The 20,082-nt window shown below is 50.3% G+C and carries 4 protein-coding genes; 1 reads left to right on the top strand and 3 read right to left on the bottom strand.

Features of this window, described 5'->3' with window-relative positions:
• Positions 1 to 44 precede the first annotated feature (44 nt).
• Both KCG55_RS06240 and KCG55_RS06235 read right to left on the bottom strand, forming a co-directional pair.
• A complete protein-coding gene (locus tag KCG55_RS06240; RefSeq protein ID WP_254322394.1) occupies positions 45 to 9,485 on the bottom strand; it encodes a YadA-like family protein in 9,441 nt (3,146 codons plus the stop codon).
• Between the two features lie 574 nt (positions 9,486 to 10,059).
• Complete coding sequence (locus KCG55_RS06235) at positions 10,060 to 10,680, bottom strand: L-threonylcarbamoyladenylate synthase (RefSeq protein ID WP_254322392.1); 621 nt, start codon at positions 10,678 to 10,680, stop codon at positions 10,060 to 10,062.
• Positions 10,681 to 10,897: 217 nt separating this feature from the next.
• Here KCG55_RS06235 and dusA point away from each other — a divergent pair, with 217 nt between their 5' ends.
• On the top strand, positions 10,898 to 11,902 hold the full coding sequence (gene dusA, locus KCG55_RS06230) for a tRNA dihydrouridine(20/20a) synthase DusA (protein WP_432761057.1): 1,005 nt from the start codon (positions 10,898 to 10,900) through the stop codon (positions 11,900 to 11,902).
• A 237-nt stretch (positions 11,903 to 12,139) separates the two neighbouring features.
• Here the strand turns inward: dusA and KCG55_RS06220 are convergent, their stop codons facing one another.
• Entirely contained in the window at positions 12,140 to 19,879 is a 7,740-nt protein-coding gene (locus KCG55_RS06220) for a collagen-flanked surface repeat-containing protein (protein WP_283255518.1), read from the bottom strand.
• Positions 19,880 to 20,082: the final 203 nt, after the last annotated feature.

The raw sequence follows: 20,082 nt of genomic DNA, 5'->3' as shown, positions 1-20,082 counted from the left end.
CCTCCCTATTCAGGCAGTAAATCTAGTTGCCTGTCATTGCCAACTTACCACTGATACAGCGCACCGGCACCGACACCGACATGACCGTCGGTATTGGCCGAGAAGTTGCCTTTGACAATCCAGTTGCCGCCGTCGCTCATCGCAGACACGCCGATGGCCATGGCAGACTGACCACCATAGTAGCCGCTGCCGACACCGATACCGGTCGCACCCGGACGGGTTACTTGCGGAATCGAGCCTTGGGCAATCGCACCGGCCACACCCGCGTAGGCTTTCTTACCTACTTGGTTGATGTTGTTCTGCAACTCGGTACCTAAACCAATCAACTGGTTCACGTTTGCCGCGTCTGTACCGTCTTTACCCGGAGCCACATTGGTAATGCGTTGGCCGCCGTTGTTCAGACCGACAGGAGACAGTTTGACTTGGTTGTTCGGGTTGTTTTCAGTCGGTGCAGCGATGGTTACGCCATCGTTGTTGACCACGGTGTTGCCTGCGGTCAGACCGTCTTTGTTCAACGCAACTTTATCGCCGACTTTCATGCCGTCGTTATTCATTACAGTATCGCCTGCTTTGAAGGTATCGGCATTCACTGTCTTCACGCTAATCTCGTCAGCCAACTTCAGTTGAGCGCCACCGGCTACGGTTTCGCTGATGATGTTGCTGTCGCCTTTGACATTGATGGTGTCACCCAACGCGTAGTTGTTGCTGCCGGTCGTACCGCCGAAGTTGATGCCTTTGGCGATAGTCGCAGCATTGTTGGCTACGTTTTGGTTGGTTGCGTACAACTGGCTGCCGTTGACGGCATCTTTGCTGTTGGCGTTGATGTCGCCATCCGCTACGTTGGTTACTTTGTTACCCGCATTGTCCAAGCCATCTTTAGTCAGGTTTACCTTGCCTGCTTTCAAGCCGTCTTTGTTCAATGCAACATCGTCACCAACTTTGACACCATCATTGTTGACAGTGGTATCACCGGCTTTGACGCTGTCAACGTCCAAGTCTTTATCGGTAGCAACCTCATAAACAGTCTGACCTTTGTCACCTGTTTTTTCAGTCACAACGATGTTCTTACCTTGAACGACTTCAGTTTTAGATGCCGCCGCAGCTTGTTTCAGTTGAGAAACATTGACCGCATCAGTGTCATCCGTACCGGCTGCAACGTTGGTAATCTTGTTGCCGCCATTGTTCAAGCCAGCTTTAGTCAGGTTCACATCACCTGCTTTCAAGCCGTCTTTGTTCAATGCAACATCATCGCCGACTTTCACACCGTCATTATTCATCACGGTATCGCCTGCGGTAACGCTGTCTACTTTCAGGTTTTTATCGGTAGCCACTTTGTAAATGGTTTGGCCATTGGCGCCGACATCCTGAGTAACAACAATGTTATCGCCTTGAACAACTTCAGTCTTAGCCGCAGCCGCAGCTTTGTTCAACTGAGCAACATTCACCGCATCAGTGTCATCAGTACCGGCCGCAACGTTGGTAATCTTGTTGCCGCCATTGTTCAAGCCGGCTTTAGTCAGATTAACATCGCCAACTTTCACGCCATCGGTATTGACTGTGGTATCGCCGGCTTTCACGCTGTCAACTGCTAAGTCTTTAGCCAATTTGACTTCCAACTTATCAGAGCCATTCGCTACAACACCGATATTGCCGTCTGAAAGTTTGGCTGCATCGGTTTGACCGCCAACAATATTCAGCTTCGTACCCGGTTTGCGTTCAACATCTTTGCCGCTGTCGCCGCCGAAAGTCAAAGGCAGATTGGCAGTTGCATTAACGGCTTTGATTGCATCGTGGATGTTGTTCTCACCAGTACCGCCAATATCAGTCATGCTGATGTTGCCGCCATTATTGGCCGCATTGCCACCCAATACATTCACCAACTGATCTTGGGCTGCATTCAGCTGCTCTTCAGTCGCCGCACGTTTGCCTTGGGCAAAGTCGCTGCCGCCCAAAGTCGTATTGCTCAAGCCGCTGACTTCGCCTTTGTTGCCATCGATTTTCACCGGAGCCGCTTGACCAACATTCAACACATCGGCCAGTTTCAGCTGTGCACCACCGGCTACGGTTTCGCTGATGATGTTGCTGTCGCCTTTGACATTGATGGTGTCGCCCAATGCGTAGTTGTTGCTGCCGGTGGTACCGCCGAAGTTGATGCCTTTGGCGATATTGGCGGCGTTGTTGGCTACGTTTTGGTTGGTCGCAAACAGTTGGCTACCGTTAACGGCATCTTTGCTGTTGGCATTGAGGTCGCCATCGGCGACGTTGGTCACTTTGTTGCCGGCGTTGTTCAAACCGTCTTTGGTCAGTTTGACATCGCCTGCTTTCACACCGTCTTGGGTCAATGCAACATCGTCGCCTACTTTCACACCGTCGTTGTTCACGGTGGTGTCGCCGGCTTTGACGCTGTCTACTACCAGGTCTTTGTTCAGCTTGACGGTCACTTTATCGTCTTGGGCTTCGGTGGTGATGTTGTCGTCGCCGGCAACGGTCACGGTAGAGCCGAGTTTTTCGATATTGGTGCTGCCGCTGTCGCCGTTGAAGGTCAGGCCTTTGGTGTCAACGGTGGTTTTGGCGTCCACACCTTTTTGGATGTCGTCTTTGGTGTCTTGTGCCAAGTCGATGCTGTAGTCGGTCACGTTGTTCGCGTCTGCAGCGGCGGCGGTAACGGTCACTTTGCTCGAACCTGCGCTCGCAGTTGTGCCTTTGGCGTTGACGGTGTAGATGTCTTGGCCGTTGGCACCGGTAGTTTTCACCACGTCTTTGATGTTGGTGCCGGCGGCAACTTCGGTACGGGCGGCGGCGCTTTGCTGTTTCAGCTGGCTGTAGTTGACCGCGTCGGTGTCATCGGTACCCGGGGCAACGTTGGTAATCTTGTTGCCGGCGGCATCGATGCCTGCTTTGGTCACACTCGGGCCGCCGGTAATGGTGAGGCCGTCTGTATTCAGTTTGCTGTCGCCTGCGGTAACGCTGTCAACGGTGATGTCTTTGGCCAGTTTCAGCTGTGCACCACCGGCTACGGTTTCGCTGATGATGTTGCTGTCGCCTTTGACATTGATGGTGTCGCCCAATGCGTAGTTGTTGCTGCCGGTGGTACCGCCGAAGTTAATGCCTTTGGCGATATTGGCGGCGTTGTTGGCTACGTTTTGGTTGGTCGCAAACAGTTGGCTGCCGTTGACAGCATCTTTGCTGTTGGCATTGAGGTCGCCATCGGCGACGTTGGTCACTTTGTTGCCGGCGTTGTTCAAACCGTCTTTGGTCAGTTTGACATCGCCTGCTTTCACACCGTCTTGGGTCAATGCAACATCGTCGCCTACTTTCACACCGTCGTTGTTCACGGTGGTGTCGCCGGCTTTGACGCTGTCTACTACCAGGTCTTTGTTCAGCTTGACGGTCACTTTATCGTCTTGGGCTTCGGTGGTGATGTTGTCGTCGCCGGCAACGGTCACGGTAGAGCCGAGTTTTTCGATATTGGTGCTGCCGCTGTCGCCGTTGAAGGTCAGGCCTTTGGTGTCAACGGTGGTTTTGGCGTCCACACCTTTTTGGATGTCGTCTTTGGTGTCTTGTGCCAAGTCGATGCTGTAGTCGGTCACGTTGTTCGCGTCTGCAGCGGCGGCGGTAACGGTCACTTTGCTCGAACCTGCGCTCGCAGTTGTGCCTTTGGCGTTGACGGTGTAGATGTCTTGGCCGTTGGCACCGGTAGTTTTCACCACGTCTTTGATGTTGGTGCCGGCGGCAACTTCGGTACGGGCGGCGGCGCTTTGCTGTTTCAGCTGGCTGTAGTTGACCGCGTCGGTGTCATCGGTACCCGGGGCAACGTTGGTAATCTTGTTGCCGGCGGCATCGATGCCTGCTTTGGTCACACTCGGGCCGCCGGTAATGGTGAGGCCGTCTGTATTCAGTTTGCTGTCGCCTGCGGTAACGCTGTCAACGGTGATGTCTTTGGCCAGTTTCAGCTGTGCACCACCGGCTACGGTTTCGCTGATGATGTTGCTGTCGCCTTTGACATTGATGGTGTCGCCCAATGCGTAGTTGTTGCTGCCGGTGGTACCGCCGAAGTTAATGCCTTTGGCGATATTGGCGGCGTTGTTGGCTACGTTTTGGTTGGTCGCAAACAGTTGGCTGCCGTTGACAGCATCTTTGCTGTTGGCATTGAGGTCGCCATCGGCGACGTTGGTCACTTTGTTACCTGCGGCATCGATACCGGACTTGGTCAGGCTAGGACCACCTGCGACGGTCACACCGTCGTTGTTCACGGTGGTGTCGCCGGCTTTGACGCTGTCTACTACCAGGTCTTTGTTCAGCTTAACAGTCACTTTATCGTCTTGGGCTTCGGTGGTGATGTTGTCGTCGCCGGCAACGGTCACGGTAGAACCCAGTTTTTCGATATTGGTGCTGCCGCTGTCGCCGTTAAAGGTCAGACCTTTGGTGTCAACGGTGGTTTTGGCATCTACGCCTTTTTGGATGTCGTCTTTGGTGTTTTGTGCCAAGTCGATGCTGTAGTCGGTCACGTTGTCGGCCTTTTCAGCAGCGGTAACGGTCAACTTGTCGGAACCGGCGCTCGCAGTCGTGCCTTTGGCGTTGACGGTGTAGATGTCTTGGCCGTTGGCACCGGTAGTTTTCACCACGTCTTTGATGTTGGTGCCGGCACGTACCTCGGTACGGGCGGCAGCGCTTTGTTGTTTCAGCTGGCTGTAGTTGACCGCGTCGGTGTCATCGGTACCCGGTGCAACGTTGGTGATCTTGTTGCCGGCGGCATTGATGCCTGCTTTGGTCACACTTGGGCCACCGGTGATGGTGAGGCCGTCTGTATTCAGTTTGCTGTCGCCTGCGGTGACGCTGTCAACGGTGATGTCTTTGGCCAGTTTGAAGTCAATCTGGTTGTCAGACACGGTGGTCACGATGTTTTTGTCGCTGCTGCGGTAGGCAACGGTTTCGCCCAGTTGGACGTTGTCGTCGTTACCGTTGTCGGCGGCAATGTTCAGACCTTTGGCCACATTGGCGTTGGTCTCTTTCAGCTGACCGTAGTTAACGGCGTCGGTATCGTCGGTACCGGCGGCTACGTTGGTCACTTTGTTGCCGGCGTTGTTCAAACCGTCTTTGGTCAGTTTGACGTCACCTGCTTTAACGCCGTCTTGGGTCAATGCGACATCGTCGCCTACTTTCACACCGTCGTTGTTAACGGTGGTATCGCCGGCTTTGACGCTGTCTACTACCAGGTCTTTGTTCAGCTTGACGGTCACTTTATCGTCTTGGGCTTCAGTGGTGATGTTGTCGTCGCCGGCAACGGTCACGGTAGAGCCGAGTTTTTCGACATTGGTGCTGCCGCTGTCGCCGTTGAAGGTCAGGCCTTTGGTGTCAACGGTGGTTTTGGCATCTACGCCTTTTTGGATGTCGTCTTTGGTGTTTTGTGCCAAGTCGATGCTGTAGTCGGTCACGTTGTCGGCCTTTTCAGCAGCGGTAACGGTCAACTTGTCGGAACCGGCGCTCGCAGTCGTGCCTTTGGCGTTGACGGTGTAGATGTCTTGGCCGTTGGCGCCGGTAGTTTTCACCACGTCTTTGATGTTGGTACCGGCGGCAACTTCGGTACGCGCGGCGGCGCTTTGCTGTTTCAGCTGGCTGTAGTTGACCGCGTCGGCGTCATCGGTACCTGGGGCAACATTGGTAATCTTGTTGCCGGCGGCATTGATGCCTGCTTTGGTCACACTTGGGCCACCGGTAATGGTGAGGCCGTCTGTATTCAGTTTGCTGTCGCCTGCGGTCACGCTGTCAACGGTAATGTCTTTGGCCAGTTTGAAGTCAATCTGGTTGTCAGACACGGTGGTCACGATGTTTTTGTCGCTGCTGCGGTAGGCAACGGTTTCGCCCAGTTGGACGTTGTCGTCGTTACCGTTGTCGGCGGCAATGTTCAGACCTTTGGCCACGTTGGCGTTGGTCTCTTTCAGCTGACCGTAGTTAACGGCGTCGGTATCGTCAGTACCGGCGGCTACGTTGGTCACTTTGTTACCGGCGTTGTTCAAACCGTCTTTGGTCAGTTTGACGTCACCTGCTTTAACGCCGTCTTGGGTCAATGCGACATCGTCGCCTACTTTCACACCGTCGTTGTTAACGGTGGTATCGCCGGCTTTGACGCTGTCTACTACCAGGTCTTTGTTCAGCTTGACGGTCACTTTATCGTCTTGGGCTTCAGTGGTGATGTTGTCGTCGCCGGCAACGGTCACGGTAGAGCCGAGTTTTTCGACATTGGTGCTGCCGCTGTCGCCGTTGAAGGTCAGGCCTTTGGTGTCAACGGTGGTTTTGGCATCTACGCCTTTTTGGATGTCGTCTTTGGTGTTTTGTGCCAAGTCGATGCTGTAGTCGGTCACGTTGTCGGCCTTTTCAGCAGCGGTAACGGTCAACTTGTCGGAACCGGCGCTCGCAGTCGTGCCTTTGGCGTTGACGGTGTAGATGTCTTGGCCGTTGGCACCGGTAGTTTTCACCACGTCTTTGATGTTGGTGCCGGCACGTACCTCGGTACGCGCGGCGGCGCTTTGTTGTTTCAGCTGGCTGTAGTTGACCGCGTCGGTGTCATCGGTACCTGGGGCAACGTTGGTGATCTTGTTGCCGGCGGCATTGATGCCTGCTTTGGTCACACTTGGGCCACCGGTGATGGTGAGGCCGTCTGTATTCAGTTTGCTGTCGCCTGCGGTGACGCTGTCAACGGTAATGTCTTTGGCCAGTTTCAGCTGTGCACCACCGGCTACGGTTTCGCTGATGATGTTGCTGTCGCCTTTGACATTGATGGTGTCGCCCAATGCGTAGTTGTTGCTGCCGGTGGTACCGCCGAAGTTAATGCCTTTGGCGATATTGGCGGCGTTGTTGGCTACGTTTTGGTTGGTCGCAAACAGTTGGCTACCGTTAACGGCATCTTTGCTGTTGGCATTGAGGTCGCCATCGGCGACGTTGGTCACTTTGTTGCCGGCGTTGTTCAAACCGTCTTTGGTCAGTTTGACATCGCCTGCTTTCACACCGTCTTGGGTCAATGCAACATCGTCGCCTACTTTCACACCGTCGTTGTTCACGGTGGTGTCGCCGGCTTTGACGCTGTCTACTACCAGGTCTTTGTTCAGCTTGACGGTCACTTTATCGTCTTGGGCTTCGGTGGTGATGTTGTCGTCGCCGGCAACGGTCACGGTGGAACCGAGTTTTTCGATATTGGTGCTGCCGCTGTCGCCGTTGAAGGTCAGGCCTTTGGTGTCAACGGTGGTTTTGGCGTCCACACCTTTTTGGATGTTATCTTTAGTGCTTTGAGCGAGGTCGATACTGTAATTAGTTGTGACTGCACCATCGGCTGCGGTTGTAGCATTGGAGGTCAGATTCAAAGCATTGGAAACTTGTACCGTTGCTTTATCTGCGCTGACGGTATAAGTGGTTTCTTTGCCCGAAGTTGTTTTATTAACGTGCGTGTTGCTGCCTGCCTCCACCTTGGTTGTGGTTTTGGCATTATTGATGGCATTGGCTACATCGCCAGCAGTCGCTACACCGGCAGTCGGGGCGGACACTGTGCCATTATTATCGACAGACAATGTGCCTTGAGTGACATTGATTTGGACTTTTGATGCATTCTCGCCATCGGTAACTGCAACGGTCGTCAAATTACCATCGGCGTAGTTGACTGTACCGTTATTATTGATACGAGATTTGTCTGTACCGTTTTGTTGGATATTGTGTCCAACATTGTTCATAACGGTGTACAGTTGGCTACCATTAACTGCATCAGTTGAAGTGGCGGAAATACGGCCTGCAGCAACATTCTGGATTTGGCGTTCATTGCCTGCGCTGCCTACAGAAACCGCGCCTGTTGTAGAGGATGAAGAAGCAGCATAGCTGACATTGGTCGCAGCACCGCTATCATTTTTAAATGAGGCATTTTTAGCGGTTGCATCAAAATTATTGGCTGCACCGACAGCACCATTGCCCAAAGCGACAGAATCTTGAACAGAAGCAGTAGTACCGTTACCCAAAGCAACAGCATTGACGCCTGTAACATTCGCCTGATTGCCGATAGAGACACCATTTGTGGCTGCACTTGTCGTAGATGCAGATGGGCCAATGGCAATTGAGTTTGCACCTTTCGCACCATCGTTATTCCAGTTTTTGGTGCCGTCAGTGCTACCATCAGTTGAATTAACAGAAAAATAACGGACACGCTCAATTGCACTCAATACACCATAAAGTTGAGAGCCATTGATGGCATCAGTAGAAGTAGCAGAAATATCGCCGGGGGATACATTGATGATTTGGCGTTCGTAACCTTTAGAACCGACAGACACAACATCACCAGCATCGGTAGTTTGACCGCCTGCCCAAGTGTAGGTCACGCCCATGATTTCGCGTTGAACGTATGCCTTACCTTCTTTATCGGTTTTAGAAGCCGTACCCAAAGCCACAGAATTCAGCAAAGTAGCCTTCGCACCTGTACCCAAAGCTACACCACCAAAGGCAGTCGCCTGAGATTTAGTACCGATGGCCAAAGACAAATCGGCAGATGAATTAGACTGCACACCCAATGCAACAGAACCTTGACCGGCAATAGTATTACCATAAGAACCGTAATTCATCGTATCACCAGTCATCTCTTTATAAATATCACGCAGACTTTTACCGCTCAGCGTATATTCACCGGTCTTTGCACCTTTTTCATTATAGTTGATGAATTTATCCGTTGCATTGCCAGAATATCGAGTACCACCTACCGCATCTAAATCATCACCACCAATAGCAACAGATGAATTACCATTAGCCAAGACATTACCACCAACCGCAATAGATTGGTCTCCCTTTGCCCACGCACCCTCAGGTCTGCCCTGTGGATCAACACGGTTACCTGAACCAATAGCAATAGACTGAGTTATCTTAGAACTACTTGAATCGCCTACTCGAGCCGTATTACCAATAGCAATATTATTGTGAGTTGAATTCACGTTCATACTATTTTGGGAGAGAACCTCAGATGCACGTCCAATAGCAATCGTACCAAGGCCGGTTGCATTCGCGTCTGCACCAAGTGCAATAGCACTTGATGGCGCACTACCCGAAGCCGGAGAATTTGCCACTGCACTTTTACCGATGGCAATGGTATTTCCAGTTTGAGCTTGGGCTGAATTACCTATGGCAATAGCGTTACCTTGATTGGCTTGTGCCGCTAATCCTACCCCTAATGCACCAAAACCCGTTGCTGTTGCACCACTGATAGCAATTGCACCACTACCATCAGTAGCAATTTGCCCTTGTGGAGCAGTTGCCGCATATGCATTGCTTGCCCCAAAAAGAGCTGCCGAAATTACTGTCAATCTGAAAACTGTCGCAATACCATTTTTACCGGATTCGGCAGATACATCTGTACTGTTTTGTTCTGCAGACGATTTCACACGGCCTTTGGCCAATTCGGATGTTACGACGAAAGATTGAATCGTACGGTTCCAAACGACTTTAAATATCTTATTCATTAGTGTGTCTTTCTCTTTTTTTGATGGATAAAAGCGTAGGCATGAGCATGACGCTACTTTAAAAAGTCTATTGCGGAGGATTTCCTTGCAAAATACTTGCTTCGAGCTGACGTTTATTGTCACTTTAAGACGAAATTTAGGTCTTTTACTATCTCGAAGTGAAATAGTATTTCATACTTACCAAATATCCGCTAGTCGGAAATATAAACCGATTATCTTTAATTTCTAAATAAAATCACGGCTTTCAATCAAAAAAACCAATCATCAAAAGGGTTTCGGCCATGTTTCTATTAATAAGCGGTGTGTTGTATTCCATTGACAAGTCACAAGTAAACACAGTAATCATGCAAGCCATATGCCAATTATTTGAAATATTATTTAAAATGAATTATTTATTGAAAAAACGAAAGGGAAAGGCCGTCTGAAATGTTTCAGACGGCCTCTAATGAAATAATATAGAACAACTACTTACTTGAATAATTTGTTTTTTAAGCTATCAATAAAATCGGCAATATGCTTTTAATACGTCATAGAAAGAATACGCATATCCCTACTTATACAAACGCAGATGGTTTTACAAACCGAACACGGCAATATCGCCCTTGCCTTGACGAATCAGCTCGGTGCCATCGGTCATATCGATAACCGTCGTCGGCTCAGTACCGCACCAGCCGCCATCAATAACCAAATCGACAGCATGCTCAAGACGATCTCGGATTTCGTATGGATCGGTCAATGGCTCGTCGTCTTCGGGCAACATGAGGGTGCAACTTAAAATAGGTTCGCCCAATTCTTGCAGAAGTGCCAAGGTGGTGGCGTTATCGGGAACACGCAGGCCGATGGTTTTGCGCTTGGGATGAAGCGTGCGATTGGGTACTTCTTTGGTTGCCTGCAGGATAAAGGTGTAGCTGCCGGGCGTAGCGGCTTTGAGCTGGCGGAATTGGGCATTATCTACTTTGGCGTAAGTACCCAATTCGCTCAAATCGGCACACATCAGGGTCAGATGGTGTTTTTGATCGATTTTGCGAATCGTGAGAATGCGCTCCATCGCGGTTTTGTCACCGAGTTTGCAACCCAGTGCATAGCAGGAATCCGTAGGGTAAACGATAACGCCGCCACTGCGGACAATATCGGCGGCTTGTTTGATGAGGCGGTCTTGGGGATTATCGGGATGAATAGCGAAAAATTGTGCCATGTTTTTTTCCTTATCATTCTAATAGTTTGTTGTTTGACATTTTAAAACTTATTTGGCCGTCTGAATATTGGATTTCCAACACTATGAATGGATTTAGCCTCAGCTACAACACGGCTGCACCCAGTGATACCTTATGTATTACTTTGATTTACCGGCCGATATCGAAAGTCAATTTAATACACTATATAATGCGTTATTTTGTTTGAAAGTCATCTCAATGTCTGCTTCTTCCCTCCCCGCCCGCCGCTTGTCTGTCGCACCTATGCTCGATTGGACAGACAGACACTATCGTTTTATGGCGCGACAAATTACACGCAATGCTTGGCTTTATAGCGAAATGGTCAATTCAGGCGCAGTAGTTTACGGAGATAAAGACCGCTTTTTGAGTTTCAACGAAGGCGAGCAACCGGTAGCTTTACAGCTTGGCGGCTCAGATCCGCATGACTTGGCAATCGCTGCCAAAGCGGCTGAGGCGTATGGCTATAATGAAATCAACCTAAATTGCGGCTGCCCCAGCCCGCGCGTTCAAAAAGGCGCTTTCGGCGCTTGCCTGATGAACGATGTAGATTTGGTGGCAGATTGTTTGAACGCGATGCAGGATGCAGTTGAAATTCCGGTAACGGTCAAACACCGCATCGGCGTAGACAGACAAACAGAATATCAAGTCGTGGCAGATTTTGTAGGAACGCTTCGCGAAAAAACAGCCTGCCGCACATTTATCGTCCATGCACGTAATGCTTGGCTGGACGGTTTATCCCCGAAAGAAAACCGCGAAGTTCCGCCACTCAAATATGAATACGTGTACCGCTTAAAACAAGAGTTCTCCGACTTGGAAATTTTGATTAACGGCGGCATCACCACCAACGAAGAAATCGCCGAACATCTGAAATTTGTCGATGGCGTCATGATCGGGCGCGAGGCTTATCACAACCCAATGCTGATGCGCGATTGGGATGCACTGTTTTACAACGACGCACACGCACCCATCCAATATGCAGATTTAGCAGCTTGGCTATACGCATACAGCCGCGAACAAATCGCCTCAGGGCGCGGTACCATTCTGCGCCACATCGTCCGCCATGCACTAGGCTTGATGCACGGCCTAAAAAATGCCCGCACTTGGCGCCGTATGCTATCAGATGCCGCCTTGCTAAAAGACAACGACGGCAGCCTGATTCTAGACGCATGGAAAGAAGTCGAACGCGCAAATATTTGGGATTAATGTCATATCGTGCGAATAAATAAAAGGCCGTCTGAAATATCAAATGATGTTTCAGACGGCCTTTTAAATTGCAACAGACTGCTAAAGGTATATTCATTTCTCTTTAGCTACTATGACGATTAATTCATCGAATAAACCCAAAACATAATCTAAGCATAAAAAATGCGGCCTAAATTAGGCCGCATTTACTTTGCTTCGTCTTTTCAGACGGCCTTTTCAGGCCGTCTGAAAGTCAGATTACCATTGGTAACCAACTGCTGCGGTAGCACCGAAGTGACCACGTGAGTTGCCGGAAGCAGTACCTTTGATGATCCAGTTACCACCATCGGAGATGCTAGAGAAGCCGACAGCGTAACCGGTTTCACCGCGGTAGTGACCGCCACCGATAGCCAGCATGCTCTTACCTGGCAAGTAAGCTTGTGGCAGACCTGCAGTAGCCAGAGCTTGAGCCACACCTGCGCGGGCGTTGTTGTCAACCTTGTTCACATTGCTGTTCACATCGCCGAATTTTTGGTTCAGCTGGTCAACGTTAACCGCATCAGTACCGTTCTTACCTGGAGCAACATTTTTAATAGTAGTGTTGCCGGCATCGATACCACCTTGGTTGATAGTTACAGGACCTGCTTTCAGTTCGTTAGTAGTAACACTGTTAACGGTCAGATCAGGGTTCAAGCTGACTTTCAGCGCATCGCCGTCTTTCTTAACGAAGATGTTTTGAACTTCTTTCTCTGAAGTCTTACCGGTTGCTTTGTCGAATACTTGAACTTTAGTACCCGCATCACCTTTAATCTGAATAGTGTTATTCAGTTTTTTGGAGATAGAGCCATCAGTAGTACCAGTCTCGTCAACCAGACCGAAGGTGCCATCAGCATCTTTACCGTCTTTACCGTCTTTCACGGTTGCAGTAGTAGTAGAGATGACTTTACCGTCTTTATCGAAGTTGTTGATAGTGATGGTAGAAGTACCTTTAGCTTCATCACGCTCAACTTTACCTTCAGCAGACTTACCGTTTTCACCGGTATCACCTTTAGCACCAGTTGCACCAGTATCACCTTTAGCACCGTCTTTAACAACAGTAGTAGTAGTGTTACCGTTACCGTCTTTGATGGTTACAGTATGAGTACCATCACCGTTGTCTTTAACTTCAGCTTCAGCATTTTTACCGTCTGCACCAGTTGCACCAGTAGCGCCAGTTGCACCGTCTTTAACGATAGTAGTAGTGGTATTACCTTCGCCATCAGTAATGGTTACAGTGTGAGTGCCGTTGCCGTTGTCTTTAACTTCGGCTTTAGCATTCTTACCGTCTGCACCAGTTGCACCAGTAGCGCCAGTTGCACCGTCTTTAACGATGGTAGTAGTGGTATTACCTTCGCCATCAGTAATGGTTACAGTGTGAGTGCCGTTGCCGTTGTCTTTAACTTCGGCTTTAGCATTCTTACCGTCTGCACCGTCTTTAACGATAGTGGTAGTAGTGTTACCGTCACCGTCAGTGATGGTTACGGTGTGAGTGCCGTTGCCGTTGTCTTTAACTTCGGCTTTAGCGTTCTTACCGTCTGCACCGGTATCACCTTTGGCACCAGTTGCACCGTCTTTAACGATGGTAGTAGTAGTGTTACCGTTACCGTCTTTGATGGTTACAGTGTGAGTGCCGTTGCCGTTGTCTTTAACTTCAGCTTCAGCATTCTTACCGTCGGCACCAGTTGCACCGGTAGCGCCAGTTGCACCGTCTTTAACGATGGTAGTAGTGGTATTACCGTTACCGTCTTTAATAGTTACAGTGTGAGTACCGTTGCCGTTGTCTTTAACTTCGGCTTCAGCATTCTTACCGTCTGCACCAGTGGCACCAGTTTCACCTTTAGCACCAGTTGCACCGTCTTTAACGATGGTAGTAGTGGTATTACCTTCGCCATCAGTAATGGTTACAGTGTGAGTGCCGTTGCCGTTGTCTTTAACTTCGGCTTTAGCATTCTTACCGTCTGCACCGTCTTTAACGATAGTGGTAGTAGTGTTACCGTCACCGTCAGTGATGGTTACGGTGTGAGTGCCGTTGCCGTTGTCTTTAACTTCGGCTTTAGCGTTCTTACCGTCTGCACCGGTATCACCTTTGGCACCAGTTGCACCGTCTTTAACGATGGTAGTAGTAGTGTTACCGTTACCGTCTTTGATGGTTACAGTGTGAGTGCCGTTGCCGTTGTCTTTAACTTCAGCTTCAGCATTCTTACCGTCGGCACCAGTTGCACCGGTAGCGCCAGTTGCACCGTCTTTAACGATGGTAGTAGTGGTATTACCGTTACCGTCTTTAATAGTTACAGTGTGAGTACCGTTGCCGTTGTCTTTAACTTCGGCTTCAGCATTCTTACCGTCTGCACCAGTGGCACCAGTTTCACCTTTAGCACCAGTTGCACCGTCTTTAACGATGGTAGTAGTGGTATTACCTTCGCCATCAGTAATGGTTACAGTGTGAGTGCCGTTGCCGTTGTCTTTAACTTCGGCTTTAGCATTCTTACCGTCTGCACCGTCTTTAACGATAGTGGTAGTAGTGTTACCGTCACCGTCAGTGATGGTTACGGTGTGAGTGCCGTTGCCGTTGTCTTTAACTTCGGCTTTAGCGTTCTTACCGTCTGCACCGGTATCACCTTTGGCACCAGTTGCACCGTCTTTAACGATGGTAGTAGTGGTATTACCGTTACCGTCTTTGATGGTTACAGTATGAGTACCGTTGCCGTTGTCTTTAACTTCGGCTTCAGCGTTCTTACCGTCTTTAACGATGGTAGAAGTAGTATTACCGTCACCGTCAACAACAGTTACTGTGTGAGTACCGTCACCGTTGTCTTTAACGTCGGCTTTAGCGTTCTTACCGTCTGCACCGGTATCACCTTTGGCACCAGTTGCACCGGTAGCGCCAGTTGCACCGTCTTTAACGATGGTAGTAGTGGTGTTACCGTTACCGTCTTTGATGGTTACAGTATGAGTACCGTCGCCGTTGTCTTTAACGTCGGCTTCAGCGTTCTTACCGTCTTTAACGATGGTAGTAGTGGTGTTACCGTTACCGTCTTTGATGGTTACAGTGTGAGTACCGTCGCCGTTGTCTTTAACGTCAGCTTCAGCGTTCTTACCGTCTTTAACGATGGTAGTAGTAGTGTTACCGTTACCGTCTTTGATGGTTACAGTGTGAGTACCGTCGCCGTTGTCTTTAACGTCGGCTTCAGCGTTCTTACCGTCTTTAACGATAGTAGTAGTGGTATTACCTTCGCCATCAGTGATGGTTACAGTGTGAGTGCCGTCGCCGTTGTCTTTAACTTCGGCTTTAGCATTCTTACCGTCTACACCGTCTTTACCGTCTTTAACGATGGTAGTAGTGACTGAACCGGTCTCAAGATCAGTAATAGTGATTGTATGGGTACCGTCACCATTATCTACAACTTCACCTGTAATGCTGCCACCTTTTTCACCAGTGTCACCTTTGTCGCCTTTAGCGCCGGCTGCACCAGTGTCACCTTTATCGCCTTTGTCGCCTTTAGCGCCGGCTGCACCAGTGTCACCTTTATCGCCTTTGTCGCCTTTAGCGCCGGCTGCACCAGTGTCACCTTTGTCGCCTTTGTCGCCTTTAGCGCCGGCTGCGCCAGTGTCACCTTTGTCGCCTTTGTCGCCTTTAGCGCCGGCTGCGCCAGTGTCACCTTTGTCGCCTTTGTCGCCTTTGTCGCCTTTGTCGCCTTTAGCGCCGGCTGCGCCAGTGTCACCTTTGTCGCCTTTGTCGCCTTTAGCGCCGGCTGCGCCAGTGTCACCTTTATCGCCTTTGTCGCCGGCTGCGCCAGTGTCACCTTTGTCGCCTTTGTCGCCTTTGTCGCCTTTAGCGCCGGCTGCGCCAGTGTCACCTTTATCGCCTTTATCGCCTTTAGCGCCGGCTGCACCAGTGTCACCTTTGTCGCCTTTAGCGCCGGTTGCACCAGTGTCACCTTTTTCGCCTTTGTCGCCAGTTGCGCCAGTAGCACCAGTGTCACCTTTTTCGCCTTTAGCGCCAGTAGCACCGTCTTTAAGGATGGTAGTAGTGGTATTACCGTTACCGTCTTTGATGGTTACAGTGTGAGTACCGTTGCCGTTGTCTTTAACTTCGGCTTCAGCGTTCTTACCGTCTTTAATGATAGTAGTAGTGGTATTACCTTCGCCATCAGTGATAGTTACAGTGTGAGTACCATCGCCGTTGTCTTTAACGTCGGCTTTAGCATTCTTACCATCTACACCGTCTTTACCGTCTTTAACGATGGTAGTAGTGACTGAACCGGTCTCAAGATCAGTAATAGTGATTGTATGGGTACCGTCACCATTATCTACAACTTCACCTGTGATGCTGCCACCTTTTTCACCAGTGTCACCTTTATCGCCTTTGTCGCCTTTAGCGCCGGCTGCACCAGTATCACCTTTGTCGCCTTTATCGCCTTTAGCGCCGGCTGCACCAGTATCACCTTTGTCGCCTTTGTCGCCTTTAGCGCCGGCTGCACCAGTGTCACCTTTATCGCCTTTGTCGCCTTTAGCGCCGGCTGCACCAGTGTCACCTTTATCGCCTTTGTCGCCTTTAGCGCCGGCTGCACCAGTATCACCTTTGTCGCCTTTAGCGCCGGCTGCACCAGTATCACCTTTGTCGCCTTTATCGCCTTTAGCGCCGGCTGCACCAGTATCACCTTTGTCGCCTTTGTCGCCGGCTGCACCAGTGTCACCTTTATCGCCTTTGTCGCCTTTAGCGCCGGCTGCGCCAGTGTCACCTTTATCGCCTTTGTCGCCTTTAGCGCCGGCTGCGCCAGTGTCACCTTTATCGCCTTTGTCGCCTTTAGCGCCGGCTGCGCCAGTGTCACCTTTATCGCCTTTGTCGCCTTTAGCGCCGGCTGCACCAGTATCACCTTTGTCGCCTTTGTCGCCTTTAGCGCCGGCTGCACCAGTGTCACCTTTATCGCCTTTGTCGCCTTTAGCGCCGGCTGCACCAGTATCACCTTTGTCGCCTTTAGCGCCGGCTGCACCAGTATCACCTTTGTCGCCTTTATCGCCTTTAGCGCCGGCTGCACCAGTATCACCTTTGTCGCCTTTGTCGCCTTTAGCGCCGGCTGCACCAGTATCACCTTTGTCGCCTTTAGCGCCGGCTGCACCAGTATCACCTTTGTCGCCTTTATCGCCTTTAGCGCCGGCTGCACCAGTATCACCTTTGTCGCCTTTGTCGCCTTTGTCGCCTTTAGCGCCGGCTGCACCAGTGTCACCTTTATCGCCTTTGTCGCCTTTAGCGCCGGCTGCACCAGTGTCACCTTTATCGCCTTTGTCGCCTTTAGCGCCGGCTGCACCAGTATCACCTTTGTCGCCTTTAGCGCCAGCTGCACCAGTGTCACCTTTATCGCCTTTGTCGCCTTTAGCGCCAGCGGCACCGGTGTCACCTTTTTCACCTTTAGCGCCAGTAGCACCGGTGTCACCTTTATCGCCTTTGTCGCCTTTAGCGCCAGTAGCACCAGTGTCACCTTTAGCGCCAGTAGCGCCGTCTTTACCATTCTTACCATCTTTTACGATAGTAGTAGTAACTGTACCGGTCTCAAGATCAGTAATAGTGATTGTATGGGTACCGTCTTTATTATCTACAACTTCACCAGTGATGCTGCCGCCTTTTTCACCGGTATCACCTTTGTCGCCTTTAGGACCGGCAGGACCAGTATCGCCTTTTTCGCCTTTAGGACCAGCAGGACCGGTATCGCCTTTTTCGCCTTTAGGACCAGCAGGACCGGTATCGCCTTTAGCACCAGTAGCACCAGTATCGCCTTTAGCACCAGTTGCGCCGGTAGCACCAGTAGAACCACCACCAATTACGCTCAGGGTATATTCGTTAGTGCCGTTTGAGGTCATTGTCAAACCGTTACCGGCGATCAGTTTCAGGGTGTTATTGGCATTTGATTTAGGATCGTATTTGTATGTACCTTCAGCTGGTGAGCTACCGCTGCCATTGTGGCCTGAGAATACAAACGGATTCAGATTTTCGATGCGGTTTGCAACAGCATACAATTGAGAGCCGTTGATTGCATCGGTAGAATTTGCAGAGATACGACCTGCAGCAACGTTTTGGATTTGACGTTCGTTACCTGCAGAGCCTACAGACAATACTGCGCCGTTACCCAAGCCGCTGGTTGCGCCTGCGAAACCACCGTAAGTGTATTTGCCAACGGTAGCGCTGTTAGTAGGTGCGAATGCGCTGGTTGTAGAACCGTTACCCAGGGCTACGCTGTTTTCGATAGTAGATTTAGCTTCTGTACCCAAAGCCAGAGTGTTTTTAGCTGTTGCCTGAGCGCTGTTACCCAAAGCAGTTGCAAAGTTGCCGTTAGCTTGAGAGAGGCGACCCAATGCGATGGCTTGTTCTGAAGTGGCTTGGCTTTGTACGCCCAAAGCTACTGCGTATTTGGCAGTTGCTTGAGCAGCAGGACCGAATGCAGAAGCGGAAGTACCGTTAGCTACGGAACCGCGACCGATTGCTACGTCAGAACCTTGTTTGGCTTGAGCGTCGCCACCCAATGCTACCGCGCCGTTTGCCAGGGCTTGAGAACGTTGACCGATGGCAGTTGCTACGATACCGGTTGCTTGAGCATTAGTACCGATTGCCATTGCCGAACCGGCATTGTTTACTGTGCCTTCAGCATTAGTACCAGTAGAAGTACCATTGGCTGTCGCACCATGGCCCACTGCAACGTCGGCAGCTTGTTGGGCATTTGATTTAGAACCTACTGCAACAGAGTTAGCACCAGCTGCTTGAGCAGCTTCAGCCGCAGTCATTGAACCACCGACAGCAACAGAGTTTACACCAGCAGCGTTAGCTGATGTACCACCAGCAAAAGAGGCTGTACCAGTTGCTTTTGAGGCCGCACCAACCGCAGTAGCGCGTTCAGCTGAAGCTTGAGAATAACCACCTAATGCTGAAGCAGCACGAGCAGAAGCATTAGATTGAACACCAACCGCAACGGCATTATCAACACTTGCAGCAGCGCTCTTACCTGTCGCAACAGTATTAGCTCCCGAAGCATTTGCCAGATAACCAACAGCTACTGCAGCAGTGCCTGCACCTTTACCATTAGCTGCTGCAGGACCACCGGCATTTGAGTTTTGACCGATAGCGACAACTGAGTCTGCAGTAGCGTTAGAGAATGAACCGATAGCAATAGATTGAACACCAGATGCGTTTGCCTCTGTTGAGATAGCTACCGCATGATCTTGACTTGCTTTACTATCTCTACCAGCTGCAAAGGTATTTTGACCATTCGCTGCGGCATTTTGACCTACTGCAATTGCGGATTGTTCTGTTGCAGTGGCGTTATTACCCACAGCTACTGATGCCGCTACCATTGCTTTTGCTTTAGAGCCAACAGCTGTTGCATCATAATCAACTGCATTTGCCTCACTACCGATTGCAGTAGATCGAAGTGCTGTTGCATTGGCACGGTTACCGTATGCGGTTGCACTATCCTCGGTTGCATGTGCATTATTACCTACAGCCGTTGAACGAATTGAAAGAGCTTGAGTGAGATTACCAATTGCAACAGACGCTTCACCATGTGCAAAAGATTTCGAACCTATTGCAGTCGACGCACCGCCGGTTGCTTCATTATTATTACCTACAGCCAATGCAGAGTTTTCAGTTGCTTTGTTTTTAGCGCCATAAGCAATAGTGCCTTCGTTGTCATTAGTAGTATTTTGATAACCTACCACAACAGAATTTTTCCCAACGGTGTTATGACCGTTAGTAGTATAATCAGGAGCAATGTTTACTGCACTATTACGCAAATTCACATCTGCCTGAGCAGTGCCGGAAGCCATCAAAGCACCTGCCGCCGCAACTGCAGCAGCTACAGCTTTACGCTTGTCAGAAGCGGATTTTTTGCCATGTGCATGGCTGATTTCGGAAACCGCGGTCCATGTCTGGGTCGCGTGGTTCCAAATGACTTTAAAGACTTTATTCATATCGATTTTCCTGTAAGGGGTTTGATTTCTTTTGGGACGTGTTGCTCGGCTGTAAACCGCCTGTCCACACATTTGCCGCATTTCAGAGTCTCCCCTTTATGCGGTTTCATGCCGTAATCTCGTGTATGCAATTCCCGTGCCAAAAGTCTCCACTCGGCCGAATAACAGCTAAAAGCCTGTTTTATGGGGTTTTATGCTGATAC

This window comes from Neisseria subflava (assembly GCF_024205745.1).
Classification (GTDB): domain Bacteria; phylum Pseudomonadota; class Gammaproteobacteria; order Burkholderiales; family Neisseriaceae; genus Neisseria; species Neisseria flavescens_B.
The sequence above is the reverse complement of the archived record's forward strand: the minus strand, read 5'-3'. Positions and strand labels throughout refer to the sequence as shown.

Excerpts from the sequence above, each read along its gene's own strand:
- KCG55_RS06240 (WP_254322394.1), bottom strand. The coding sequence starts at position 9,485 with ATGAATAAGATATTTAAAGTCGTTTGGAACCGTACGATTCAATCTTTC.
- KCG55_RS06235 (WP_254322392.1), bottom strand. The coding sequence starts at position 10,680 with ATGGCACAATTTTTCGCTATTCATCCCGATAATCCCCAAGACCGCCTC.
- dusA (WP_432761057.1), top strand. The coding sequence starts at position 10,898 with ATGTCTGCTTCTTCCCTCCCCGCCCGCCGCTTGTCTGTCGCACCTATG.
- KCG55_RS06220 (WP_283255518.1), bottom strand. The coding sequence starts at position 19,879 with ATGAATAAAGTCTTTAAAGTCATTTGGAACCACGCGACCCAGACATGG.